Annotated in this window: 25 protein-coding genes and 3 tRNA genes; 20 read left to right on the top strand and 8 right to left on the bottom strand. The window is 71.7% G+C overall.

Annotated elements, in window-relative coordinates; all coding sequences use genetic code 11:
* The 15 genes from QSK21_RS14710 to QSK21_RS14780 all read left to right on the top strand — a co-directional run.
* On the top strand, positions 1 to 824 hold an 824-nt coding region (locus QSK21_RS14710), incomplete at its 5' end, for a hypothetical protein (RefSeq protein ID WP_285696281.1).
* A 17-nt stretch (positions 825 to 841) separates the two neighbouring features.
* A complete protein-coding gene (locus tag QSK21_RS14715; protein WP_285696282.1) occupies positions 842 to 2,416 on the top strand; it encodes a benzoate-CoA ligase family protein in 1,575 nt (524 codons plus the stop codon).
* Complete coding sequence (locus tag QSK21_RS14720) at positions 2,413 to 3,402, top strand: NAD(P)/FAD-dependent oxidoreductase (protein ID WP_285696283.1); 990 nt, start codon at positions 2,413 to 2,415, stop codon at positions 3,400 to 3,402. Before QSK21_RS14715 ends, QSK21_RS14720 begins: the two co-directional genes overlap by 4 nt.
* Before the next feature lie 60 nt (positions 3,403 to 3,462).
* On the top strand, positions 3,463 to 3,801 hold the full coding sequence (fdxA, locus tag QSK21_RS14725; RefSeq protein ID WP_285696284.1) for a ferredoxin: 339 nt from the start codon (positions 3,463 to 3,465) through the stop codon (positions 3,799 to 3,801).
* Complete coding sequence (locus QSK21_RS14730) at positions 3,801 to 4,127, top strand: hypothetical protein (protein ID WP_285696285.1); 327 nt, start codon at positions 3,801 to 3,803, stop codon at positions 4,125 to 4,127. The genes fdxA and QSK21_RS14730 overlap by 1 nt, the downstream gene beginning before the upstream one ends.
* On the top strand, positions 4,127 to 4,645 hold the full coding sequence (locus QSK21_RS14735) for a gamma carbonic anhydrase family protein (RefSeq protein WP_285696286.1): 519 nt from the start codon (positions 4,127 to 4,129) through the stop codon (positions 4,643 to 4,645). The genes QSK21_RS14730 and QSK21_RS14735 overlap by 1 nt, the downstream gene beginning before the upstream one ends.
* A 9-nt stretch (positions 4,646 to 4,654) precedes the next feature.
* Positions 4,655 to 6,136 carry a 3-hydroxyacyl-CoA dehydrogenase gene (locus QSK21_RS14740; protein WP_285696287.1) on the top strand — a complete coding sequence of 494 codons (1,482 nt, stop codon included), beginning with the start codon at positions 4,655 to 4,657 and terminating at the stop codon, positions 6,134 to 6,136.
* Entirely contained in the window at positions 6,133 to 6,873 is a 741-nt protein-coding gene (locus tag QSK21_RS14745) for an enoyl-CoA hydratase/isomerase family protein (RefSeq protein ID WP_285696288.1), read from the top strand. Before QSK21_RS14740 ends, QSK21_RS14745 begins: the two co-directional genes overlap by 4 nt.
* On the top strand, positions 6,870 to 8,417 hold the full coding sequence (paaZ, locus tag QSK21_RS14750; protein WP_352231284.1) for a phenylacetic acid degradation bifunctional protein PaaZ: 1,548 nt from the start codon (positions 6,870 to 6,872) through the stop codon (positions 8,415 to 8,417). The genes QSK21_RS14745 and paaZ overlap by 4 nt, the downstream gene beginning before the upstream one ends.
* Before the next feature lie 176 nt (positions 8,418 to 8,593).
* Positions 8,594 to 9,451, top strand: coding sequence for a PaaX family transcriptional regulator (locus tag QSK21_RS14755; RefSeq protein WP_285696289.1), 858 nt, complete (start codon positions 8,594 to 8,596; stop codon positions 9,449 to 9,451).
* A gap of 327 nt (positions 9,452 to 9,778) precedes the next feature.
* Positions 9,779 to 10,978: an ABC transporter substrate-binding protein gene (locus tag QSK21_RS14760; protein ID WP_285696290.1), complete on the top strand. Its 1,200-nt coding sequence runs from the start codon at positions 9,779 to 9,781 to the stop codon at positions 10,976 to 10,978.
* 11 nt (positions 10,979 to 10,989) lie between these two features.
* Positions 10,990 to 11,862: a branched-chain amino acid ABC transporter permease gene (locus QSK21_RS14765; RefSeq protein ID WP_285696291.1), complete on the top strand. Its 873-nt coding sequence runs from the start codon at positions 10,990 to 10,992 to the stop codon at positions 11,860 to 11,862.
* Positions 11,859 to 12,893, top strand: coding sequence for a branched-chain amino acid ABC transporter permease (locus QSK21_RS14770; RefSeq protein ID WP_285696292.1), 1,035 nt, complete (start codon positions 11,859 to 11,861; stop codon positions 12,891 to 12,893). The genes QSK21_RS14765 and QSK21_RS14770 overlap by 4 nt, the downstream gene beginning before the upstream one ends.
* Positions 12,890 to 13,672 carry an ABC transporter ATP-binding protein gene (locus QSK21_RS14775; RefSeq protein WP_285696293.1) on the top strand — a complete coding sequence of 261 codons (783 nt, stop codon included), beginning with the start codon at positions 12,890 to 12,892 and terminating at the stop codon, positions 13,670 to 13,672. The genes QSK21_RS14770 and QSK21_RS14775 overlap by 4 nt, the downstream gene beginning before the upstream one ends.
* Positions 13,669 to 14,373: an ABC transporter ATP-binding protein gene (locus tag QSK21_RS14780; RefSeq protein WP_285696294.1), complete on the top strand. Its 705-nt coding sequence runs from the start codon at positions 13,669 to 13,671 to the stop codon at positions 14,371 to 14,373. The genes QSK21_RS14775 and QSK21_RS14780 overlap by 4 nt, the downstream gene beginning before the upstream one ends.
* Positions 14,374 to 14,445: 72 nt before the next feature.
* Here the strand turns inward: QSK21_RS14780 and QSK21_RS14785 are convergent.
* The 5 genes from QSK21_RS14785 to QSK21_RS14805 form a co-directional block, all read right to left on the bottom strand.
* Positions 14,446 to 14,517: transfer RNA gene (locus QSK21_RS14785), tRNA-Val, on the bottom strand.
* Between the two features lie 10 nt (positions 14,518 to 14,527).
* Positions 14,528 to 14,598, bottom strand: a tRNA-Cys gene (locus tag QSK21_RS14790).
* Positions 14,599 to 14,640: 42 nt separating this feature from the next.
* Positions 14,641 to 14,713 (bottom strand) — tRNA-Gly (locus QSK21_RS14795).
* A gap of 39 nt (positions 14,714 to 14,752) precedes the next feature.
* The gene (locus QSK21_RS14800) at positions 14,753 to 15,724 is read right to left on the bottom strand and encodes a CHAP domain-containing protein (RefSeq protein ID WP_285696295.1); all 972 of its coding nucleotides are present in this window, start codon (positions 15,722 to 15,724) and stop codon (positions 14,753 to 14,755) included.
* 143 nt (positions 15,725 to 15,867) lie between these two features.
* Positions 15,868 to 16,653 (bottom strand): universal stress protein, encoded by a 786-nt coding sequence (locus tag QSK21_RS14805; protein ID WP_285696296.1) that lies wholly within the window; start codon positions 16,651 to 16,653, stop codon positions 15,868 to 15,870.
* A 100-nt stretch (positions 16,654 to 16,753) separates the two neighbouring features.
* Here QSK21_RS14805 and QSK21_RS14810 point away from each other — a divergent pair, with 100 nt between their 5' ends.
* Positions 16,754 to 17,374 carry a YceI family protein gene (locus QSK21_RS14810; protein WP_285696297.1) on the top strand — a complete coding sequence of 207 codons (621 nt, stop codon included), beginning with the start codon at positions 16,754 to 16,756 and terminating at the stop codon, positions 17,372 to 17,374.
* Between the two features lie 9 nt (positions 17,375 to 17,383).
* Here the strand turns inward: QSK21_RS14810 and QSK21_RS14815 are convergent, their stop codons facing one another.
* Together QSK21_RS14815 and QSK21_RS14820 are read right to left on the bottom strand one after the other, a co-directional pair.
* Positions 17,384 to 18,292, bottom strand: a complete 909-nt coding sequence (locus QSK21_RS14815) for a LysR family transcriptional regulator (protein ID WP_285696298.1) — start codon at positions 18,290 to 18,292, stop codon at positions 17,384 to 17,386.
* Positions 18,293 to 18,358: 66 nt separating this feature from the next.
* Positions 18,359 to 18,892, bottom strand: coding sequence for a DinB family protein (locus tag QSK21_RS14820; RefSeq protein ID WP_285696299.1), 534 nt, complete (start codon positions 18,890 to 18,892; stop codon positions 18,359 to 18,361).
* 91 nt (positions 18,893 to 18,983) lie between these two features.
* Here QSK21_RS14820 and QSK21_RS14825 point away from each other — a divergent pair, with 91 nt between their 5' ends.
* Positions 18,984 to 20,135, top strand: a complete 1,152-nt coding sequence (locus QSK21_RS14825; RefSeq protein ID WP_285696300.1) for an LLM class flavin-dependent oxidoreductase — start codon at positions 18,984 to 18,986, stop codon at positions 20,133 to 20,135.
* A 55-nt stretch (positions 20,136 to 20,190) separates the two neighbouring features.
* Positions 20,191 to 20,790, top strand: a complete 600-nt coding sequence (locus QSK21_RS14830; RefSeq protein WP_285696301.1) for a helix-turn-helix domain-containing protein — start codon at positions 20,191 to 20,193, stop codon at positions 20,788 to 20,790.
* Positions 20,791 to 20,806: 16 nt separating this feature from the next.
* On the opposite strand, the gene QSK21_RS14835 is transcribed toward QSK21_RS14830, so the two are convergent.
* Positions 20,807 to 21,280, bottom strand: a complete 474-nt coding sequence (locus QSK21_RS14835) for a MarR family winged helix-turn-helix transcriptional regulator (protein WP_285696302.1) — start codon at positions 21,278 to 21,280, stop codon at positions 20,807 to 20,809.
* A gap of 161 nt (positions 21,281 to 21,441) precedes the next feature.
* Here QSK21_RS14835 and QSK21_RS14840 point away from each other — a divergent pair, with 161 nt between their 5' ends.
* Positions 21,442 to 23,640 carry a terpene synthase family protein gene (locus QSK21_RS14840; RefSeq protein ID WP_285696303.1) on the top strand — a complete coding sequence of 733 codons (2,199 nt, stop codon included), beginning with the start codon at positions 21,442 to 21,444 and terminating at the stop codon, positions 23,638 to 23,640.
* Positions 23,641 to 23,764: 124 nt separating this feature from the next.
* Positions 23,765 to 24,403 carry a TetR/AcrR family transcriptional regulator gene (locus QSK21_RS14845; RefSeq protein WP_285696304.1) on the top strand — a complete coding sequence of 213 codons (639 nt, stop codon included), beginning with the start codon at positions 23,765 to 23,767 and terminating at the stop codon, positions 24,401 to 24,403.
* Positions 24,404 to 24,510: the final 107 nt, after the last annotated feature.

Consider the following 24,510-nt stretch of genomic DNA (forward strand, 5'->3'; position numbering starts at 1 on the left):
CCCCCGACTGGCTGTCGTTCTTCATGTTCACCTACTTCACCGACCGGGACGGCAAGTACCAGCTCGGCACGCTCAAGGAGTCGGCGTTCGACCCGCTGTCACGCACGTGCGAGTTCATGCTCAAGGAGGAGTCGCATCACATGTTCGTCGGCACCACCGGCGTCGACAGGGTGGTGCAGCGGACGGTCGAGCTGATGCGCGAGCACGACACCGACGACGTCATCGGGCACGGCGGCATCCCCCTCGACGTGATCCAGAAGTACCTCAACTTCCACTACTCGGTGTCGCTGGACCTGTTCGGCGGCGAGACCTCCACCAACGTGGCCAACTACTACACCGCGGGCCTGAAGGGGCGGTGGGCCGAGGAGCGGCGCAAGGACGACCACCGGCTCACCGACGACTCGATCATGGTCGACGCGATCGTGGACGGAAAGGTCGGGCAGGCCGAGGTCCCCGCGCTGGTCGGGCTGAACACCGACCTGCGCCGTGAGTACATCGGCGACTGCCAGAACGGCGTGAACCGGTGGAACCGGATCCTGGAGGAGGCGGGCCTGCCGCAGCGGTTCCGGCTGCCCAGCGTCGCGTTCAACCGGAAGGTGGGCGCGTTCGCCGGGATCGAGGCCACGCCCGACGGCGAGATCCTCTCGTCCGAGGAGTGGGAGCGGCGCAAGGGCGCATGGCTGCCCACCGAGGTCGACAAGACGCACGTCCGATCCCTGATGCAGCCGGTGTACGAGCGCGGCAAGATCGCCGCCTGGATCGCGCCGCCGCGCCAGGGAATCAACGGCAAGCCGTTCGACTACGACTACGTCCACCTCGCCTGAAGCGGAACCGCCTCCAGATGATCGAAACCTTCAATGCCAGCACCTACCTGCTCGACCGCCACATCGACGGTGGCGACGGCGACCGCTTGGCACTGACCGGCCCGTCCGGGGACCTCACCTACGCACAACTGCACGACGATGTCCGGAGGACCGCGACCGGACTGCGCGACATCGGCCTGCTGCCCGAGCAGCGCCTGCTGATGTTCATGGCCGACTCGCCGGAGTTCGTCACGGTGTTCCTGGCGGCGTTGCGGATCGGCGCCATCCCGGTGCCGGTGTCGACGATGCTGCGCGCCGACGGGCTGGCCGAGTTGCTGCGCGACTCGGGCGCGCGGCTGCTGGCGGTGTCGGCGGACTTCGCCGACGTCGCGCTGCGGGCCATCGCCGACGCGCCGGATCTGACCGGCGTGCTCACCGCCGAGGGGGCGGACGTCCCGGCGGCGATCCCGGTGCATCGGCTCGCGGACCTGGCCCGTGCCGAGCCGGACGGCGGACCGCGGCCCACCACCGCGGACACGCCGGCGTTCTGGCTCTACACCTCCGGGACGACCGGCACCCCCAAGGCGGCCATGCACCGGCACGGCTCGATCCGTGTGGTCTGTGAGACCTACGGCAGGCAGGTCCTGGGCATTCGCCCCGACGACCGGTGCCTGTCGGCGGCCAAGGCGTTCTTCGCCTACGGACTGGGCAACACGGTGCTGTTCCCGCTGGCGGTGGGCGCGGCGGCGATCCTGGAACCGGCGCCGTCGCGACCCGAGGTGCTGGCCGAGCGGGCCCGGACCCACCGGGCGACCCTCTTCTTCGCCGGTCCGACGTTCTTCGCGAACATGCTGCGGGCCGGGCTGCCCCCGGACGCGCTCGGCGGGGTGCGGCTGTCGGCGTCGGCGGGAGAGCCGCTGCCCGCGTCCCTGTACCACCGCTGGACCGAGCACTTCGGGGTGGACATCCTCGACGGCATCGGGATGACCGAGATGCTGCACATCTTCCTGTCCAACCGGGAGGGGGACGTGCGGCCCGGGACGACCGGTGTGGTCGTTCCCGGCTATGAACTGCGCATCCTTGATGAGGAGGGCAATCCGGTCGCCCCCGGTACGCCCGGAACGCTGTACGTGCGGGGCGAGTCGACGGCGACCGGCTACTGGTCGAGGTACGCCGCGTCCCGGCAGGTGTTCCAGGGAGAGTGGCTGTGCACCGGCGACACCTATGTCCAGGACGCCGACGGCTACTACACCTGCTTGGGACGTACCGGCGACATGCTCAAGGCCGGCGGCATCTGGGTCTCGCCCGCCGAGGTGGAGGCCCGGTTGCTGGCGCATCCGGGCGTCGAGGAGGCGGTCGTGGTGGGAGCGGCCGACGCCGACGGGCTGGAGAAGCCGGTCGCCTACGTGGTGACGGCCACCGGAGCGGCACCGACCGAGGCGGAGCTGATCGAGTTCTGCCGTGAGGGGCTTCCGTCCTTCAAACGGCCACGGCGGGTGGTGTTCGTGGACGCCATGCCCACCACCGCCACCGGGAAGGTCCGCCGGGTGGAGCTGCGCGCTCATGCGGCGGGCGTCCTGTCCGACCGGCACGGGGAGGTCGTCGCGTCGTGACCGTCATCGAACGCGATCTGCTCATCGTCGGCGCGGGCCCGGTCGGGTTGTACGCGGCCTACTACGCCGGGTTCCGGGGACTGTCGACCACGATCGTCGATTCGCTGCCGGAGCCCGGCGGTCAGGTGACGGCGATGTACCCGGAGAAGCCGATCTACGACATCGCGGGCTTTCCCGCCGTCAAGGGCCGTGACCTGGTCGCCGGTCTGATGGAGCAGGCCGCCCGCTTCGATCCCACCTTCGTCCTGGGCGAGGCGGCCCGGACCCTGCGACGCGACGACGACGGCGCCATCTCCGTCACCACGTCGGCCGGGACGCGGATCGGCTGCCGCGCCGTGGTGATCAGCGGCGGCATCGGCACCTTCACCCCGCGCCCGCTGCCGGTGGGCGGCGAGTGGCTGGGCCGCGGCCTGTCCTATTTCGTCCCGTCCCTGGAGGCGCACGCGGGACAGGACGTGGTCGTGGTCGGCGGCGGCGACAGCGCCTGCGACTGGGCGCTGAGCCTGGAACCCATCGCCCGGTCGGTCACGCTGGTGCACCGCCGTTCCGCGTTCCGCGCGCACGCCCACAGCGTGGCCCGGCTCATGGCGTCCACCGTCGAGGTCGTCACCGAGGCGCAGGTGACGGGCGTCCACGGCGGCGAGCGGGTCGAGCGGGTGGAGATCACGGGGCCGGAGGGCAGCGCCGTCCGGCCCGCGCAGGCGGTCATCGCGGCCCTCGGGTTCACCGCCAACCTCGGCCCGATCCGCCAATGGGGGATCGACGTGGCCGGCAACCGGTACCTGCCGGTCGACACCACCATGGCCACCAACCTGCCCGGCGTGTTCGCCGCCGGGGACATCACCGACTACCCGGGCAAGGTCCGGCTGATCTCGGTCGGCTTCGGCGAGGCGGCCACCGCCGTCAACAACGCCGCCGTCCTGATCGACCCGCAGGAGCAGCTGTTCCCCGGCCACTCCTCGGACGCCATGCCCGCCCTGGCCTGACCGCTCGTCCACCGCGACGTCCCGGCGCCCGGCCTAGTGAATTGTGAGGAGGACGACTTCATGCCGTACGTCATCGCCGCGGCATGCATCGATGTGATGGACCGCTCCTGCGTCGAGGAGTGCCCTGTCGACTGCATCTACGAGGGCGAACGCAAGCTCTACATCAACCCCGGCGAATGCATCGACTGCGGCGCCTGCGAGCCGGCGTGCCCGGTGTCGGCGATCGTTCAGGACCGGCGGGTGCCCCCCGACCAGAGCGACTTCGTCGCCGACAACGCCCGCTTCTTCGACATGCCGTTGCCCGGCCGGGACGCGCCGCTCGGCATGGCCGGGGGAGCGGGAGCCGTCGGCCCGCTCGGTGTCGACACCGAACTCGTCGCCTCCTACCAGGCCGGCTGATGCTGGACGGCATGCCGCTGATCGACGTGCACCTGCACGCCCCCCGGCTCACCACTCTCAAACCGGCGTGCAGACAGTGGGCGCACGACTTCGGTGACAACGCGGTGCTGGAGCGCGTCTACGACGACTCCGGCGCCATCGTCCCGGAGCGGTTCGATGAGTACCTGGCCGGCGAGGGCGTGGACGTGGCGTTGCTGCTGTCGGGCGTCCCCGGCATCGCCCGCAACGCCCGCGCCGTCGCCGCCCTGTGCCCGGACGAGCGGGCCGCCACGCTGGTGCCGGCGGGTAACGCCACCCACGTCCACAACCCGAAGCCGGAGGTCTGATGGCGATCTACGCGCTCGGCGACCTGGTGCCGCGGATCCATCCGGACGCGTTCGTCCATCCGGACGCCACGGTGATCGGCTCGGTGAGGATCGGAGCCCGATCGTCGGTGTGGCCGGCGGCGGTGCTGCGCGGCGACTACGGCCGCATCGAGATCGGCGAGGCGACATCCGTCCAGGACGGCACCGTGCTGCACACCACCGAGGAATGGCCGACGCTCATCGGCGACCGCTGCGTGATCGGCCACAACGCCCATCTCGAAGGCTGTGTGATCGGCGACGACTGCCTCATCGGCTCCGGTTCCATCGTGCTGAACCGCGCCGTCGTCGCCTCCGGTGGCGCGGTCGGCGCCGCCGCCCTGGTCCCCGAGGACGGCCGTGTCCCGGCCGGGCATGTCGCCCTGGGCGTCCCCGCCAAGCCGAGACCGGCGCCCGACCTGGCCGAATGGACCGCCGAAGCGGTCGGCCTGTATGTGGACATGGCCGCCCGCCACCGCACCGGACTGCGCCGCATCGGCTGAAAGGACACCATGCACCAGACCGTCGCCATCGTCGGCGCGGGCACCATGGGAGCCGGCATCGCCCAGGTCGCCGCGCTCGCCGGACACCCCGTCCTGCTTCTGGACGCGGAACCCGGCGCCGCCGGCCGCGCGGCCGCCGGTATCCGCGACCGGGTCAAGGCACTGGTGGCGCGCGGGAAGACCGACGCCGATCCCGACGCCCTGGACCTGACCACGGCACCGTCCCTGGAATCGCTCGCGCCCGCGCGGATCGTCATCGAGGCGATCGTGGAGGACCTGACCGCCAAGCGCGCCCTGTTCAACGACCTGGAGCGCGTCGTCGCTCCCGACTGCATCCTGGCCAGCAACACCTCCTCGCTGTCGCCCACCGCGATCGCGGCCGGCGCCGCCCATCCCGAGCGCATCCTCGGCTTGCACTTCTTCAACCCCGTGCCGCGCATGCGCCTGGTCGAGGTGATCTCCGGCACCGGCACCGCGGCCGACGTCGCGGACCGGGCCGCGGACCTGGTCACCGGATGGGGCAAGACCGTTGTCCGCGCCGCGCCCACCCCGGGATTCATCGTCAACCGCGTCGCCCGGCCCTTCTACGCCGAGGCGTGGCGGCTGCTGACGGAACGGGCCGCCCCACCTGAGACCATCGACGCCGTTCTGACCGGCGCGGCCGGCTTTCCGATGGGCCCGTTCGCGCTCATGGACCTGATCGGCCACGATGTGAACGAGGCGGTCACGCGCTCGGTGTGGACGGCCTTCGCCCAGGACCCGCGCTTCGAGCCCTCCCGGGCGCAACGCGACCTGGTGGAGGCGGGACGCCTTGGACGCAAGACCGGACACGGCGTCTACCGCTACGGTGCCGACGCCGGCCCCTCGGCCGCCGCCACCGCACCACCGTGCTCCGCACCGCCGAAGGTGATCGACCACAGCGCAGCCGACCTCCGTGCCCTCATGGCGCGCACAGGCGTCCCCGTTCTGGAGGGATGCCGCGACACGGGTGTGATGGAGTTGCCCGGCGGCGCGCTCCTGGTTCGCAGCACCGGCGTCACCGCGACCGAACTGGCCGCCCGGCACGACGCCCCGGTGATCGTCGTGGACCGGACCCTGGACGACACCACCGCCACCGCGATCGCCATCGCCGCCAGTGACGGCTGCCCCGGCGACGCCCTCCGCGAGGCGACCGGCCTGCTCCAAGCAGCGGGCCTGGCCGTCCACGTCATCGACGACGCGCCCGGCCTCATCGTCACCCGCACGGTCGCCATGCTCGTCAACCTCGCCGCCGACGCTCTGCACCAGGGCGTCGCCGACGCGGCGGACATCGACACCGCGATGCGCCTGGGGGCGGGCCACCCACTCGGCCCGCTCACTTGGGGCGACCGCTGGGGCGCCGACACCGTCCACGCCATCGTCACCAACCTTCACCACGGCTACGGCGATCCGCGCTACCGCCCGAGCCCGCTGCTGCGCCGCCGCGCCCTGTCCGGAGGACGACTCGCATGACGCTGACCCGGGTGCGCCGCGAGGACCACATCTGGTGGATCGGCCTGGACCGGCCGTCCAAACACAACGCCCTGGACCAGGCCATGGTCGACGAACTGGACGCGGTGCTGGCCGAAGCCCGCCACCACCCGTGCGTCCTGATCGTCCACTCGACCACCCCCGGTGTCTTCGCCGCCGGGGCCGACATCACCGAACTGCGCGACCGCGACGCCGACGCGGCGCTGCTGGCCATCAACGCCGGGCTCTTCGAACGGCTGGAAGCCCACCGCTGGCCCACCATCGCGCTGATCGACGGGCCCGCTCTCGGCGGCGGCTGTGAACTCGCCCTGGCCTGCGACTTCCGCATCGCCTCACAGAACGCGGTGTTCGCGCAGCCGGAACTGTCCCTCGGCATCATCGCCGGTGCCGGAGCGAACTGGCGCCTGCCGCAACTGGCCGGCCTGGCCACCGCCCGCCGCATGCTCTACGCCGGAGCCCGGATCGACGCTCGCGAAGCGCTCGCCGCCGGCCTGGTCGACGAGGTCGTCGACCAAGCCGGGCTTCTGCCCGAACGCGGCAAGGCCCTGGCCGGCACCATCGCCAAGCGCTCATGGCGAGCCCTGGAGCTGACCAAGCTCGCCCTGCGCAGCAGACGCCCCGCCACCACGACCTTCGACATCGCCGCACAAGCCCTGCTGTTCGACAGCGAGGACAAGCACACCCGCATGACGGCCTTCCTGGAGCGGAGAAACCGATGACGCCCGTACTGCGCAGCTACACCCAGGACACCTGGCAGGACGGCGGCGGCCCGGCCAAACCCCTGCTGGACGCCGCCACCGGCGAGACCGTCGCCCTCCTGCCGGCCACCGGCCCCGACCCGGCCGCCATGCTGGCGTACGCACGCCGGGTCGGCGGCCCGGCCCTGCGCGCCCTCACCTTCCGCCGGCGCGCGGCCGTCCTCAAGGACCTGGCCAAGCACCTGCGCGGTCACCTGGAGGAGTTCGCCGAGCTCAGCACCCGTACCGGCGCCACCCGCCGCGATACCGCCGTCGACGTCGACGGCGGTATCGGCACCCTCGCCGTCTACGCCGGCAAGGGCGTCCGCGAGCTCCCGGACGCGACCGTCCTGCCCGACGGGGACACCGAACCGCTCGGCCGCGGCGGCACCTTCGCCGGACGCCATGTCCTCGGCCCCCGCCTGGGCGCGGCGGTGCAGATCAACGCGTTCAACTTCCCCGTCTGGGGCATGCTGGAGAAGTTCGCACCGGCGTTCCTGGCCGGGATGCCCTCGGTCGTCAAACCCGCCGGGCAGACCGCCTACCTCACCGAACTCGTCGTCCGGCGCATCATCGAGTCCGGAATCCTTCCCGAAGGCGCGCTCTCGCTGCTGTGCGCCGGGCCCGCCGGGCTCCTCGACGCCCTCACCGCCCAGGACACCCTCGGCTTCACCGGCTCGGCCGCCACCGCCCTCGCCCTGCGCACCCACCCCGTCGTCGCGGGCCGGTCCGTGCCGTTCAACGCCGAGGCCGACTCGCTCAACTGCTCCGTCCTCGGACCCGACGTCACCCCCGACGACCCGGAGTTCGCGCTGTTCGTCGACCAGCTCGTCACCGAGATGACCGTCAAGGCCGGCCAGAAGTGCACGGCGATCCGCCGCGCCCTCGTTCCCTCCGCCTCCGCGGACGCCGTCGCCGACGCGGTCATGGAACGCCTGCGCGGAACGGTCGTCGGCCATCCGGCCGGCGAGGACGTGGACATGGGGCCGGTGGTCAGCCTCGCCCAGCGCGACGAGGTGCGCGACGCCGTCGCCCGCCTCTCGGCCGATGCCAAGGTCGTCTTCGGTGATCCGGCGCGCGTCGACGTCACCGGCGCCGACGCCGAACGCGGCGCCTTCCTCTCACCGATCCTGCTGCGCTGCGACGACCCCGCCGCCCCCGCCCCGCACGAGGTCGAGGCGTTCGGCCCCGTCAGCACGCTGCTGCCGTACAGCGGGCTCGACGAGGCCGCCGAGATCGCCGCCCGGGGAGGAGGCAGCCTCGCGGGATCGATCGTCACCGCCGACGACCAGGTCGCACGGACGCTCATCACGGCACTCGCCCCCTGGCACGGCCGGTTGCTCGTCCTCAACCGGCACGACGCCGCCGAATCGACGGGCCACGGCGTCGCCATGCCCCAGCTGATCCACGGCGGGCCAGGCCGGGCCGGTGGGGGAGAGGAACTGGGCGGTCTGCGAGCGCTCCGCCCCTACCTGCGCCGCACCGCGGTCCAGGCGCACCCCGGTCTCCTGGCGGACCTCGCATGACCGGCTCCGACGGTCCCCGCCGCCGAGGACGCGGCGGGGACCGTCTGCCCCTGCGGTGTGTTACACCCAACTGGGCGCCCTGCCGGGCCCTTGTAATCTAGACAGCGGCCCTGTCCATGCCGTCCATAGCTGCCGTCCATAGCTGCCGTCCATAGCTCAGGGGTAACTCGCCGACCGTGTCACATGATGAAGAGGACACCCGCGTCCCACCCGTAAGCCTCCGCCGGCAGAGGGGTGCGGGGGGCGCCAAGGCCCTGCTGCTGACGGTGTTCGGCGAGTTCGTGCTGCCGCACAGCGCGCCGGTGTGGACCTCGACACTGCTGCACGTCCTGGCAGGGCTCGACGTGGAGGAGAAGTCGGCCCGCCAGGCCCTGACCCGGCTGGCGGCCGACCGATGGATCGTGTCCGAGCGCGTGGGGCGTCGGGTCCGCTGGGCCTTGACCGATCACGGCCGCGCGCTGCTGACCGAGGGCGCCGAGCGGATCTATTCCTTCGGCCGGGATCGCGAGTCCTGGGACGGACGCTGGCTGGTGCTCCTGGCCAGCGTCCCCGAGACCAAGCGCGACCTGCGTCACCGCCTGCGCAACGGCCTGACCTGGGCGGGGATGGGCAGCCCGGCGCCAGGAGTATGGATCAGCCCGCACGTCTCCCGCGAGCCCGAGGCCAAGCAGGTGGTGGAGAGCCTGGGACTGGACGCCGAGGTGCTGTCGTTCTGCGGCCCGTTCGGCGGGATCGGCTCGGAGTCGGAGATGGTCGAACAGGCTTGGCATCTGGGCGAGCTCGCCGCCTCCTACGAGGACTTCGTACGGGAGTTCGCGGGCATGCGGCCGGCGCCCGGTGATGAAGTGCTGCTCGACCAGACCCGTCTCGTCCACGCCTGGCGGCGGTTCCCCAGGCTGGATCCGCAGCTGCCCTTGGACCTGCTGCCGCCGCACTGGATCGGCGTGCGTGCCGCGAACGTCTTCAAGGACCTGCATCGGCAGTGGCACGACTCCGCCCAAGCACGCTGGGCGGAGCTGGCCGCGAACGGGTGACCCTGGGAGTTCGCGAGACTGCGGGGCTCGTCCGGAGCCCGGCGCCGCCGGCAGCCCGTCGGTGAGGTGAACGGCATCGCGCGCCTCGTCCGCGAGTCGTAGGTGCGAACGCAAACCTTCATGGTGACGTGTCTCTCAGAGATTCGTCAACATTGGCATGCCGATACGGAGCACTTGTGTCGCGTGTTCCGCCCGTTGTTCGAGGTTGAGGCGGTGATGCTGCGGCCTCCGATTGATTACAGAGTCTTGACGTGACGTGCGAAATCTGTAGATTTTGAGCGCACCAGTGGGGCGTGTCACACCACCCCATGATTTGGAGGAGCTGCCATGGGCGTCCTATCCGCCATTGCCCGCACGTTGCGTCCGGCCCCAGCGGTCGCCGCGCTGACGGCGGGCGCCCTCGCGCTGTCCGCATGTGGAGGCTCAAGCCTCGACCAGTCTGGAGGTGGAGAGTCCGGCGGCCCGGTGAAGATCGGTCTGCTCATCCCGTTGTCCGGCGTCTACGCGCCCCTGGGGCAGGACATGCGCGACGGCTTCACGCTCTACCTCGACCAGCACGGCGGCAAGCTCGGCGGCCGCGAGGCCGAGGTGGTCAGCGCCGACGAGGGGGAGGGGCCGCAGACGGGCGTGCCCGCCGCGCAGAAGCTGGTGTCCCAGGACCGGACGACCGCCGTGGTCGGAGTGGTCAACTCCGCCACCGCGCTCGGCCTGCGGGACTTCTTCACCGAGTCCAAGCAGCCGCTGCTGGTGGCCAACGCGGGCGCCGACGCCATCACGGCCGGCCGCAAGTCCGACTACGTGTGGCGCACCAGCTTCGCCAACGGCAAGGTCGGAGCCGCGCTCGGCCCGGCCGTCGCCAAGGAGGCCGAGGGCGGCGTCTACCTCATCGCCGCCGACTACGCCGCCGGACGCGAGATGGTGGCCGGGTTCCGCAAGGCGTTCGAGGCGGCGGGCGGCAAGGTCGCCGGGGAGAAGTACACCCCGTTCGGCAAGACCCAGGACTACCAGCCGTACCTGTCGGCGATCCGTAGCTCCGGCGCCAAGGCCGTGTACGCCTTCTACGCCGGCGCGGAGGCGGTGAGCTTCGTCAAGCAGTACAAGCAGTTCGGCCTGTCCGGCGAGATCCCCCTGTACGGAACCGGCTTCCTGACCGAGGGCGACGTGCTCAAGGCCCAGGGGCAGGCCGCGGTCGGGACCAAGACGTCCCTGCACTACTCGGCCGAGCTGGACACCCCCCGCAACAAGGAGTTCGTGGCGGCCTACCAGAAGGCGTTCAACGAGCCGCCCACCGTCTACAGCGTGCAGGCGTACGACGCGGCGGCGGCCCTCGACAAGGCGTTGGCCAAGACCAAGGGCGCCGGTGGGCAGAAACTCGCCGAGGCGCTACGCGAGGTCGGTCCCATCGACAGCCCCCGCGGGCCGTGGAGCTTCGACGCCGCCCACGACGCCCAGCAGAAGTACTACCTGCGCGAGGTCCGCTCCAGCGGCGGTGCCATGGTCAACGCGGTCGTCGGCGAGCTGAGCTGAGCCCGGCTGTCATGGACACCTATCTGGTGAGCGTTCTGAACGGGCTGTCGATGGGGTCGCTGCTGTTCGCGATCGCCCTTGGCCTGTCGCTGGTGTTCGGGATGATGGACGTGCTCAACCTCGCCCACGGCGCGGTCTACCTGGCGGGCGCGTACGTCGCCGTCGCGCTCGCCGGGGACGGGACCGGCCTGATGGCCTTCGTCCTGGCCGTGCTGGCGGCCGCCGTGGTCGGGGCGCTGCTCGGCGGCGCCCTGGCCGGGCTGACCCGCACCACCAGGCGGCACCTCGACCAGGCGTTGCTGACCCTCGGTGTGGCCCTGGTGGTGGCCGAACTGCTGTCGCTGGCCTTCGGCGACGACGTGCGCTCCATCGCCGCGCCCGCGCCCGTGGACGACGGCGTGAAGATCTTCGGCGCGACCTACCCCGTCTACCGGCTGCTGGTGATCGGGTTCGGGATCGCGCTGGCCGTCGCGGTCTACGTGCTGATCGAGCGCAGCGCGCTCGGCTCGGTCATCCGCGCCACGGTCAGCGACCGCGCGATGGTGGCGGCGCTGGGCATCGACACCGGCCGCGTCCTGGTCGGGGTGTTCGCCGCCGGTGCCGCGCTGGCGGCGGCCGGCGGCGTGCTGGCCGGTCCGATCCTCGGTGCCCAGCCGGGACTGGACGAGAAGGTGCTGCTGCTCGCGCTCGTCGTGGTGGTGATCGGGGGCCTGGGCTCGGTACGCGGCGCCCTGCTCGGCGCCGTCCTGATCGGTCAGGTGCAGGCGGTGGGCACCACGCTGCTGCCCGAGTTCGCCTCGTTCCTGATCTTCGCGGCGATGGCCCTGGTACTCCTGCTGCGCCCCTCCGGCCTGCTGCCGGCCCGATCGGCGGTGCACGCATGAAGGCGGTCGACGCTCCGGCCGAACCGGACACCTCACGCGGGACCGCGACGGGACCGGGCGAGCCCGCCGGTATCCGCCCGCACCGCGCGCGGATACCGGTCGTCCTCGCGGTCCTGGCCGTACTGGCCGCCGCCCCGCTCGTGCTCGGCCCCTTCCCGATCACGACGATGACCCGGATCCTGGCGTTCGCCGTCCTCGTGCTCGCCGTGGACCTGCTGACCGGCATCACCGGGCTGCCCACGCTTGGCCAGGCCGCCTACTTCGGCGTCGGCGCGTACACGGCCGTGCTGGTGGGCCTGCACATCACCTCCGACGCGCTGGTCCAGGTCGTGGCCGGGCTGGCGATGGGACTGGCCGCCGCCGGGCTGACCGGATGGGTGGCCGTGCGTGCCCGCGGCATCGTCTTCCTGATGCTCACGCTCGCGATCGGCGAGTCGGTGCACCAGCTCGCCGACACCTGGTCGGCGGTCGGCGGCAGCAACGGGCTGAGCGGGATGCCACCGATCACCCTCTTCGGAGGCTCCCCGCTGCTGGCGCCGGGGCTCGTCTACTGGTGGGTCCTGGCGGTCGCGGTCGCCGTGTTCGCGGGCGTCGCGCTGATCGCCAGGTCCCCGTACGGCCGCACGCTGCGTGGCGTGCGGGACAACGAATCCCGGATGCGCGCGCTGGGCTACCGTCCCGCGCTCGCCCGCTACGGCGTGTTCTGCCTGGCGGGCGCCGTCGCGGGCACCGGGGGCGCGCTGTGGGCGGCGCAGGCCAGGTTCGTCTCGCCCGGTGACATGGGGTTCGACGTGGCGGCGCTCGCCTTGCTCAGCGTGGTCATCGGCGGGGCGGGCAGCCTGTGGGGCCCGTGCCTGGGGGCCGCGCTGGTCCTGCTCGTCCGCGACAACCTCTCCGGCTACATCGGGGGACACGGACCCCTGGTGCTCGGCCTGCTGTTCGTGATCGTCGTCTTCGTGCTGCCCCGCGGTGTCGCCGGTGTCACCGGCCTCCGGAGGGCGGGCGTCCGCAGCGAGAAGGGTGACCGATGACCGCCGTTCTGGCACTGCGGGGACTGACCCGCTCCTACAGTTCGCTCACGGCCGTGGACCAGGTGGATCTGACGGTCCGGGCCGGTGAACGTCATGCGCTCATCGGCCCCAACGGAGCGGGCAAGTCGACGCTGTTCGCGACGGTGGCCGGAACTCTCCGGGCCACTTCGGGCAGCGTGCTGTTCGCCGGCGAGGACGTCACGTCCCTGTCCGAGTCCGACCGGGCGCGGCGCGGCCTGCTGCGCACCTTCCAGCACTCCAGCCTGTTCCTGGACTGTTCCGTCCAAGACAACGTGGCCCTCGCGGTCCAGCGCGTGCATGGCGTCGCACACCGTTTCCACCGAGCGGCGTGGCGCTTCAGGCGCACAGAGGCCGAGGCGCGCCATCGGCTGGAAACGGTCGGGCTGGCCGGACGCGCGCACCACAAGGTCGCCGCCCTGTCCCATGGCGAACGGCGGCAGCTCGAAGTGGCGATGGTGCTCGCCGCCCAGCCCTCTCTGGTCATGTTCGACGAGCCCACCGCGGGCATGTCCGCCGCCGAGACGGAGCGGTTCGTGGAACTGCTCCAGCGGCTGCCCCGGAACCTCACCGTCCTGATCGTCGAACACGACCTGGACGTGGTGTTCCGCCTGGCCGACCGCGTCACCGTCCTGCATCTGGGCAAGGTGCTCGCCACCGGCACCCCCGAACGGATCCGCGCGGACGAGGACGTCCAGCGGGCCTACCTCGGCGCGGCGAGGACCGATGATCTGTTCACCGATTCCGGAGCGTCGCGATGACGGACCTGCTCACCGTACGTGGACTGAGCGCGGGCTATGACGGCACCACCGTGCTCGACGGCGTCGACCTCACGGTGCCCGCCGGGGGAGTGGTGGCGTTGCTCGGCCGCAACGGCGTCGGCAAGACCACCTTCGTCCACACGGTCATGGGCATGATCAAGCCGTACTCGGGCAGCATCCTCATCGGCGACCGTGAACTGGCCGGAGCCTCCGCCCACGTCGTCGCGCGCAACGGCGTCGCCATCGTCCCTCAGGGACGCCGCGTGTTCGCGCCGCTCACCGTGGAGGAGAACCTTCGCATCGCCGCGGGCAGGAAACCGGGTCCGTGGACGCCTGAGCGGATCTACGACCTGATGCCCCGCCTGGCCGAGCGCCGCACCAATCGGGGTGACCAGTTGTCGGGAGGCGAGCAGCAGATGCTGGCGATCGGCCGCGCGCTCCTGCGCAACCCGCGCCTGCTCCTGCTGGACGAGCCCTCGGACGGTCTGGCACCGGCGATCATCGACCAGGTCGCCGAACTACTGGAAGGGCTGCGCGGCGAGGGCATCTCCGCGGTCCTGGTGGAGCAGGACCTGCACCTGGCCTTCTGCCTCGCCGACGACGTGGCGGTGATGCAGAAGGGACGCATCGTCCACCGAGGCCCCCTCGCCGAGTTCCGAGCCGACCGCGACCGAGCCCACAAGCTCCTCGGCGTGGGCTGATGGAACAACGGTCCGGACGGCACTACCGAACGAGAACCCCAGCCCGTCGTCCATGGCCTGGGGTTCGGGGGGTGGGCGATACTGGGATTGAACCAGTGACCTCTACCGTGTCAAGGTAGCGCTCTCCCACTGAGCTAATCGCCCTGGGTGGATGAGGTGGAGACGGGATTTGAACCCGTGTACACGGCTTTGCAGGCCGTTGCCTCGCCTCTCGGCCACTCCACCGAGCGAGGCCCTCGGCTTCGCCTGGTGTCAAGGCCCCCTCAGAGCGGACGACGGGATTCGAACCCGCGACCCTCACCTTGGCAAGGTGATGCTCTACCAACTGAGCCACGTCCGCGCGCCTTGGGGGTCGCCCCCCTCGGCCGTTGGGTCAACTCTAGCGGAAGGACGGCGTGGATGCGTACTCGTCGTGGGTGCCGGACAGGGCGGCCTCGGCGTGCAGGGAGTTCCAGAAGGCCAGTTCCTCGTCCTCTTCGAGGTGGGCGATGCGGCCCCAGAACTCGCGGTCTTCGGCTTGGTGGGCGGCGGCCAGGGAGAGGGCGGGCATCACGGTGGTGCCGGCGTCGGCGGCGTCGAGGTCGGCGGGTGTGAGGTCGGCGGGGAGCTGGACGGGGGTGCGGTGGTGCTTGCCGCGCTTGCGGACGCGGATGGGGGAGTGGGTGGGCGCCATGGAGGCGGCGGCGCGCCCTACGGCGAGGGCGACGGTGCCGCAGAGGACGATGGCCAGGGCGCCGGAGAGCAGGATCTCCTGGGTGGGGCCGTCGGGGAGCGGGGTCCCCGGCGAGCCGTGGGTCGTTTCGGCGATCTTGGCGTCGGAGGCGGGGCCGGTGAGGGCCTCGACCTTGGGCGCGGGGGCGGCGTGCTTGGGGACGTACTTGTCGACCTTGACCTTGCCGGGGTAGCCGAAGCCGACGACGGAGTCCATGTCGCGCGTCTTGCGCATGAGCTTGTAGCCGTCGGCGTTGGCCTCGATCGTGTGCAGGGTCCTGCCGTCGACCTTCTCGACGAGCCCGACGTGGTCGATCCGGTCGATGTCGCGGGAGCCGCTCCAGTCGTAGAAGACGAGGGCGCCGGGGACGGGCTTGGTGCCCCACGCGTCGTGTTTCCTGAACCATTTGGCGTGCTGGACGGTGGCGGCGAACTGCCCGGCCTGGTCGGCGACCCCGGCCTTCTCGGCGGCCCAGGCGAGGAACATGTCGCACCAGGGCGCGGTCTTGAAGTACGGGTTGTGGTCGGAGTCCATCTTCTTGGCCCACCAGTCGCCGAACTTGGTGTAGCCGTCGCTCTTCTCGGTGTAGCCGAGGTTGTCCTTGGCGATGTCGAGCAGCTTCTTGCCGACGGGGTCCATGACGCCTCCCTCCGTGGTGCGGGCGGCGCCCGACCCGGCCGGATGCCCTGTCGTATCAAGGTCACGTTCCGGTATCGAAGGAATGTAGCGAGGATAAAGACGGGTCGGCAACCCGTTCCATGAATTCGGTCAATGAGGACTATTCAGGAGTAGCCACGCGGGAGAACGGTGACCGGGCAGGGGGTGGCACGCAGCACTTTCAGGGCTACTTCGCCCAGAAAGACCCGGTGCGCGGTGGCGTCCTCGCTGCTGGCGCAGACCAGGATCTCCCCGTCGAGCCAGGCGGTGCGCTCGACGGCGTCGGCGATGTCGTCGCCCTGGGCCAGCGTGGTCTCGGTCTCCACCTTGCCGTCCCCGGCGAGGCGGGTCGCGAGGGCCAGGTCGTCGCGCAGCCCCTCGGTGGGCTCGTCGCCGATGGCGAACGTGAGCAGGCGCAGGCCGGCTCCCAGCCGCGCGGCGGCGTCGGCGGCACGGGTGACGGCCTCGTCGCACTGGGGGCGGCGCACGTACGCGACGGTGATGCGGCTCAGGCCCTCGGGCGGGACATGGCCGGACGGGACGATCATCACCGCCTCCGGAGCGGAGTGCAGCAGGTTGTCGGCGGTGGAGCCGAGCGCGAGCCGGCCGCGCGCGCCGCCCTCGGAGGAGCCGACCACGATGAGGTCCGCGCCGATCCTGCTGGCCAGCACGGACAGGCCGCGTCCCACGCCCCGGCCCTCCTGGACGGCGAGCTCGGCCTCGGGCGCCAGCTCGGCCGCCTGGTCGAGGAGGGTCCGCGCCTCGCCCGCGGCGGCGGGACGTCCGGGCGGGTGGACGTGGGCGACGGTGAGCCGCCCGCCGGTCAGGGAGGCGATCCCGCGGCCCAGGGCGACGGCCTCCCGGGCGCCCTGGGCGCCGGTGTACCCGGCCAGGACATGCTCTCCGATCATGTACCGATCGTTCCCCATGGCGGACCGCGCGACGTCCGCTTTGGAGTTGTTCGGGTACATTCTGGACGGCCTGAGCGATTCAACTGGGGGGAGAAGCGCATTGGACACCGCGGTGCCGGGCCTGGTCCCCGGTCGCTGGACGATCGACACGGCGCACTCGGAGATCGCCTTCACGATCCGGCATCTGATGACCACGGTCCGCGGCTCGTTCACCGAGTTCGAGGGCGAGCTGCACATCGCGGACGACCCGCTGGGGTCCTGGGCCCGCGCCGAGATCGCGATGGCCTCGATCGACACGCGCAACGAGGAGCGGGACGCGCACGTGCGGTCGCCGGAGATCCTGGACGTGGCGCGCTTCCCGACGATGACCTTCCTCGGGACGCATGTGGAACGTGCCACGATCGGCCGGAGGGCGCGCACCCCCCGGTACCACCTGGACGGCGACCTCACGATCTGGGACGTGACCCGGCCGGTGCGGCTCCTGGTGGAGTTCCACGGCGTGGACGGCGATCCCGCCCTCGGCACCCGCGCGGGCTTCACCGCGACGACCTCGCTGAGCCGCGCGGACTTCGGGATCGAGTTCAACATCCCGATGCAGGGCGACAAGCTGCTGCTGGGCGACACGATCGCGATCGAGCTGGAGATCCAGGCGGTGCTGGACGAGCCCACCGGCGCCCTCGGCCGCCCCGCCGCCGACCGGTCCGCCGGCGACGACTCCTGACCGCGAGGCTCAGGGCGCCGGTCGCGAACGTGACCGGCGGATCAGCGCCAGCAGGTCCCGGGCGGGTCCGCTGGGACGGCGGCCCGCGGGCCACACGGCGCGCAGCGGACGGCTCAGGTCGAGGTCATCGACGGGAACCGTGACCAGCCGCCCGCCGGAAAGCTCCCCGAAGACCGCGAGTTCGCTCACCACAGCCGGACCCGTGCCCGACACCGCCGCCGCCTTGAGTTCTGCGGTGGACGCCGGCTCGACCAACGGCCGCGCCGTCCCTCCGAAAGAGGCGAGAGCCCGATCGAGCACCGCACGCGTCCCGTCCGCGCGCAAGATAAGGGAGACCGCGGCCAGTTCCTCGGCGCTCACTCCGCTGCGGCGCCGCGCCCAGGGGTGCCCGGAGGCGACCACCACGACCAGCCGGTCCGAGCCCACGACCGTACCGCTGAGCCCCGCCAGATTGCGGGCGCCCTCCACGAACCCCAGATCCGCCTTGCCGAGCCTCACCTGTTCCGCCACGGTCGTGGAACCGGCGGTACGCAGCGTGATGGACGCATCGGGATACGTCGTGTCCAACGCGACCAGCCATCCGGGCAGCAGGTGTTCGGCCACGGTAGGGCTGGCCATGATGCGCAGCCCGCGCCTCTGGGGCAGGGCCGCGAGTCCCGCGTCCATCTCATGGGCCGCGTCCAGAACGCGCTGAGCCCACGTGGCCACCAGCGCGCCGGCCTCGGTGGGACGTGAACCGCGTGGCGACCGTTCGAGCAGCTCCACGCCCATCTGCCGTTCCATCGAGCGGATCCGGGCGCTGGCGGCGGGCTGGCTGACGCCGAGCTCGGCCGCCGCCCGGCCGACGCTGCCCAGCCGGATCACGGCGAGCAGCAACTCCAGGGCGCCGAGGTCGGGCACGCGGTGCGGGACGGCCACCGCTCCATCCTAAGCAGCACTCATAAGCCCGTCTTATGTCTCGCCGGTTTCAGGGGCCTGCCCCGCCTACGCGCCCGTGCGGCCGTCGATGAGCTCCCGCGCGGCGTCCAGATGGCCCAGGTGCCGCGCGTACTCCTGGAGCAGGTGGAACAGGATCCAGATCAGCGAGGTCGGGCGGTCGTCGGAGAAGCGGGGGCCGGGCGGCGCGACGCTGTCCAGCGGGGCGCCGGCGACGATCTCCCTGGACCGCTCGCAGGTCGCCAGGAACTCGGCCCGGATGTCCTCGAAGCCTTCGTCCTCGGGCACGTGCCAGGGCTCGTCCCGGGTGCGCTCTCCGGGTCCGCGATCGCCCCACGGCCGCTCCACCGGCTCGCCTGCGAATCCCCACTGGAGCCAGCGGATCTCCACATAGGTCAGGTGCTTGAACAGCTCCAGTGGCGTCCAGCCGGACGGCAGGGTCGCGGTGCGGAGCTGCTCGTCCGAGAGGCCGTCGAGTTTGCGCAGCAGGGCCTTCCGGTAGTAGTCGAGATAGCCGTTCAGCAGGTCGCGCGGGTCGGTGAGGTGGCCCGGAGGCTCGGCGGCCGGGGTCGCGTCGGTCATGGCGCAGGAGCCTATCCCGTCAGGAATAGGCGACCGCGTCTCCCGGTTCCTGTAGTCTAGTTGAAACTTCTACTATTCGAGGGGGTCCGGCGTGCAGTTCGGAGTCTTCACCGTCGGCGACGTGACCACCGACCCGACGAACGGCCGCACGCCGACCGAGGCGGAGCGGATCAAGGCGATGGTGGCCATCGCGCTCAAGGCCGAGGAGGTCGGCCTGGACGTCTTCGCCACCGGAGAGCACCACAACCCGCCGTTCGTGCCGTCGTCCCCGACCACCATGCTCGGCTACGTCGCGGCCCGTACCGAGCGGCTGATCCTGTCCACGGCGACCACGCTGATCACCACCAACGACCCGGTCAAGATCGCCGAGGACTACGCGATGCTCCAGCACCTGGCCGACGGCCGGGTCGACCTGATGATGGGACGCGGCAACACCGGGCCGGTCTACCCCTGGTTCGGCAAGGACATCCGCGACGGCATCCCGCTGGCCATCGAGAACTACCACCTGCTGCACCGGTTGTGGCGGGAGGACGTGGTCGACTGGGAGGGCAGGTACCGCACGCCGCTCCAGTCCTTCACCTCCACCCCGCGCCCGCTGGACGGCGTCCCGCCGTTCGTGTGGCACGGCTCGATCCGCAGCCCGCAGATCGCCGAGCAGGCCGCCTACTACGGCGACGGCTTCTTCGCCAACAACATCTTCTGGCCCAAGGAGCACTTCCAGCGGCTGATCGAGCTGTACCGGCGGCGGTTCGAGCACTACGGGCACGGCCGGGCCGACCAGGCGTACGTGGGCCTGGGCGGGCAGGTGTTCATGCGGAAGAACTCCCAGGACGCGGTCAGGGAGTTTCGGCCCTACTTCGACAACGCCCCGGTCTACGGCCACGGACCCTCCCTTGAGGAGTTCACCGCGGAGACCCCGCTGACCGTGGGCAGCCCGCAGCAGGTGATCGACCGGACGCTGGGCTTCCGTGAAGCGTTCGGCGACTACCAGCGGCAGCTGTTCCTGATGGACCACGCCGGGCTGCCGCTGAAGACCGTCCTGGAACAGCTCGACATCTTGGGCGAGGAGGTCGTGCCGGTGCTGCGCCGCGAGTTCGAGTCGCTGCGTCCCGCGCACGTCCCGGCCCATGCGCCCACCCACGCCGAACTGGCCGCGGCGATGGCCGGCCGGGCGCCCGTGGTCCGCGCGGACCCGTACGCCGACGTGGCGCCGTCCGAGGAGCTGCTGAACGGCGGTGCGTGAGCCCACGGCGACCCCGCGCCGCCGTTCCGGCAACCCCTTGGATGAAATGGTGTCCATGGACGAACGATCGCCGGAGATCGCCGACGTGCTCGCCGGGGTCGGCCCGCGGTTGCGCGACCTGCGGACCAGGCGGGGGGTCACTCTGGCCGACCTCTCCGAGAGCACCGGCATCTCCAAGAGCACGCTGTCCCGCCTGGAGTCCGGGCGCCGGCGCGCCACGCTGGAGCTGCTGCTGCCGATCGCCCGGGCGCACCGCGTACCGCTGGACGAGCTGGTCGGCGCGCCCGAGACCGGCGATCCGCGGGTGCGGATCCCGCCGCGCGTGCTGCCCGGCCGGACCGTGATCCCGCTGACCCGGCAGCCCGGCGCCCTCCAGGCGTACAAGATGGTGATCGAGCCGAGCCACGGTACGCCCGACCCGCAGACGCACGAGGGCTACGAGTGGATGTACGTGCTGGCGGGACGGCTCCGGCTGGTCCTGGCCGAGCACGACCTGGTGCTGAAGGCGGGCGAGGCGGCCGAGTTCGACACCCGTGTCCCGCACTGGTTCGGCGCCGCGGGGGACGAGCCCGTGGAGATCCTGAGCCTGTTCGGCCGCCAGGGCGAGCGCATGCACGTCCGGGCCAGGCCACGGCGCGCGGCCGGGAAGGGCTGAGCCCGGGGCGCGGCGATCAGGCGTTGGTGGCGTCGAGGCGCTCGGTCAGCTTGAGCAGCATGCCGCGCAGGTCGCGCAGCTCGTCCGTGCCGAGGCCCGACGCCTCCATGACGCGGGGCGGCACGGCGGCGGCCCTCTCCCTGAGCGCGGCGCCCTCGGCGGTCAGGTGCACCGACACCGAGCGCTCGTCCTGGCGGCCGCGCCGCCGCTCCACCAGGCCCGCCGACTCCAGCCGTTTGACCAGCGGTGACAGCGTGCCCGAATCGAGGCGCAGGCGGGCGCCCAGATCCTTGACGGTGAGCCCGTCCGACTCCCAGAGCGTGAGCATCACCAGGTACTGCGGATAGGTCAGGCCCAGGTCGCGCAGCAGCGACCGGTACAGGGCGTCGAAGGCCCGCGAGGTGGCGTGCAGCGCGAAGCACACCTGGTTGTCGAGCCTCAGCATCTCCTCCGCCGGGAGTGCCGGGAGGTCGGGTGCGCGGGCGTTCATGCCAGCGAGTCTACGGCCTCCGGGCGGTTACCTGGACGTCCATTCAATTGCCCGCAACCGGGATGTCCGGGTCTGCGGCGGGACAGGGCAATCTGACTGTCCGTCATCGATCGACTGCCGTACGTTGCACGGGAGACGTCGAGTGAGAGGCGGGTCAAACGATGCGGCCGTTCGAGCTTCCGGACTTCTACCTCGTCCACCCCGCGCGCCTCAACCCGCACGTGGAGGGCGCCCGCGCGCACAGCACGCTGTGGGCCCGGCAGATGGGCATGCTGGACGACACCCGCGACCCGAGCACCCCGGAGATCTGGGACGCGGACGAGCTTGCCGCGATGGACTACGCGCTGCTGTGCGCCTACACCCACCCCGACTGCGTCCCTGCGGAACTCGACCTGATCACCGACTGGTACGTCTGGGTGTTCTATTTCGACGACCACTTCCTCGAGGTCTACAAAAAGCCCCGTGACCGGGAGGGGGCCGGGGCCTACCTCGACCGCCTCTGCTCGTTCATGGGGCCCGAGCCGCCCGAGCCCGAGAACGCGGCCGAGCGCGGCCTCGCCGATCTGTGGGCGCGCACCGTCCCGGCGATGTCGGAGCATTGGCGGGCGCGGTTCGTGGAGAGTACGCAGAACCTTCTGCGCGAATCGCTGTGGGAACTGGCCAACATCTCCGAGGCCCGGGTGCCCAACCCCGTCGAGTACATCGAGAAGCGGCGCGCGGTCGGCGGTGCCCCCTGGTCCGCCTGCCTGGTCGAGCACACCGTGGGCGCCGAGGTACCGCCCGGCATGGCGGGCAGCCGCCCGCTGCGCGTGCTGAGGGACGCCTTCTCCGACGGCGTGCACCTGCGCAACGACATCTTCTCCTACCAGCGCGAGACCGAGACCGAAGGCGAGGTCAACAACGCCGTGCTGGTGGTCGAGCGGTTCCTCGGCGTCGGGCCGCGCCGCGCCGCGGAGATCGTCAACGACCTGCTGACCTCGCGGCTGCGCCAGTTCGAGAACACCGCGCTGACCGAGGTCCCGCCGCTGTTCGAGGACCACGCGGCGACTCCGGCCGAGCGGGCCGCGGTGGCGGCCTATGTGAAGGGGCTCCAGGACTGGCAGTCCGGCGGGCACGAGTGGCATCTGCGCTCCAGCCGCTACATGAACGAGGGCGCGGGCGGCGGCGCGCCGCTCGGGCTGGGCATGGCCCTGTCGCGCGCCGCCGCGGTGCTGGAGGCCGCCACGCCGAGCCCGCTGATCGTTCCGTACCGGAAGGTCGGGCCGGTGCGGATGCCCGAGTTCACGATGCCGTACCGGGCGCGGGTCAACCCGCACATCGAACGTGCCTGCCGCAACGTGATCGACTGGTGCGGGGCGATGGGGATGTACGGGCCGGTCGCGCGGCACCCCGAGCCGCTGTGGACGCCCGCCCTGCTGTCCGGCTTCGACCTCGCGACCTGTGCCGCCTCGCTCGCCCCGGACGCCACCGCCGACCACCTGGACCTGGGCACCCAGTGGCTGGCCTGGGGCACCTATGGCGACGACTACTTCCCCAAGACGTTCCTCCGCGACCGCGACCTGCCCGGCGCCCGGATGTTCGTGGCCCGGATCCCGTTGTTCATGCCGCCGGACCTCGGCCCCACGCCGCCGCCGCTGTCACCCGTCGAGACCGGGCTGGCCGACCTGTGGCGCCGTACCGCCGCCTCGATGCCGCCGGGCGGCCGGGAGCGGTTCCGCTCCGCCGTCGAGCGGATGGTCCGGAGCTGGCTGTGGGAGCTTCACCACCACCTCCAGGACCGCGTCCCCGACCCTGTCGACCACCTGGAGATGCGGCGGTTCACCTTCGGCCCCGACCTGACCCTGGGCCTGGCCCGGATCGGCACGGAGGACCGCCTTCCGCCCGAGATCTCCGGCGCCGCGGCCATGCGGGCCGTCGAGAACGCGGCGATGGACTACGGCACGCTGGTCAACGACGTGTTCTCCTACCAGAAGGAGATCGAGTTCGAGGGGGAGCGGACCAACGCGGTCCTCGCCGTCGAGCATCTGCTCGGCTGCGGACGGGACGAGGCCGTCGCCATCGTCGCCGACCTGACGACCTCGCGGCTGCGCCAGTTCGAGCGCGCGGTCGCGGGCGACCTTCCGGCGCTCGCCGAGGAGTACCGGCTGGACGGGGAGGCGCGCCAGGCCCTCGACGGCTACGTGACCAGGCTGTGGGACTGGATGGCGGGCATCCTGAAGTGGCACCGCGAGACGCGGCGCTACCCCGAACCCGACCTTCTGGCGCGCTACCCGCATCACCACGGGGAACGGCTCGTCCTGCCCGGCCCCAACGGGCTGGGGACGTCCGCCACCCGGGTCCGCCTGACGCATCCCGTGTGAGGCGGCGCGCCCGGCGCCGCCCGGCACCCGCTCCCGCGATTCTGGAATGCCGTTCAGTAACCTGGAGGCGGAAGCGACCCGGGGAGCGGCGGGTGGCGCGGGGAGAGACGGGCATGGGCAGCTGATGGCACGCAAGGCGAGCGGCCGGGCGGGGGAGGGCTCCTGGCGGTGGGGCCGCACGGCCGAGACCCGCCGGGGGATGCTGGAGGCGGCCTGCGAGGTCTTCGTCGAGCAGGGCTTCGCCGAGGCGAGCGTGGCCGAGATCGTGGAACGCGCCGGGTCCAGCGTCGGCAGCCTCTACCACCACTTCGGCGGCAAGAGCGAGCTGTTCCTGGCGCTGTTCGAGGACCACCAGGACGAGCAGGACGCGCTGGCGTCGGGGGCCGTGGCCAAGGCGCGGGCGGCCGGCGAGGAGGACCCGCTGGAGCTGTTCGTCCACGGCGCGCGGGCGTACCTGCGCGGCTGCTGGGAGCGGCGCGACCTCGTCCGGCTGTTCATGGACGGCGACGCGCCGCCCGGGTTCGAGCTGGTCCGCCGCACCAGGACGCGGGAGTGGGTCCGGCGGAACGCCATCCTCCTGCGCGCCGGGACGGAGCCCGAGGACCGCGTCGTCGTGGCCGTCCTCACCACCGTGATCGGCGAGGCGGGCCGGGAGGTCGCCGGGTGCGAGTCGCCGGCCGAGGCGTCCAGGGTCATCGGTACCGCGCTGGAGCTGATCCGCCGCCTCGACCCTCTCGCCGCGCCCCGCGTCCCCGACGCCTGACGCGACCCCCCGGCTCCGGCTCACCGGTACGGGCGGCGGCAGGTTTCGCGCGCCCCCGCAGGGTAGGGCGGCGGACGGTCAGTCCTCTGGTCCGCCGGGCGCGGGCC

The organism is Actinomadura sp. NBRC 104412, assembly GCF_030269515.1.
Taxonomy (GTDB): Bacteria; Actinomycetota; Actinomycetes; order Streptosporangiales; family Streptosporangiaceae; genus Spirillospora.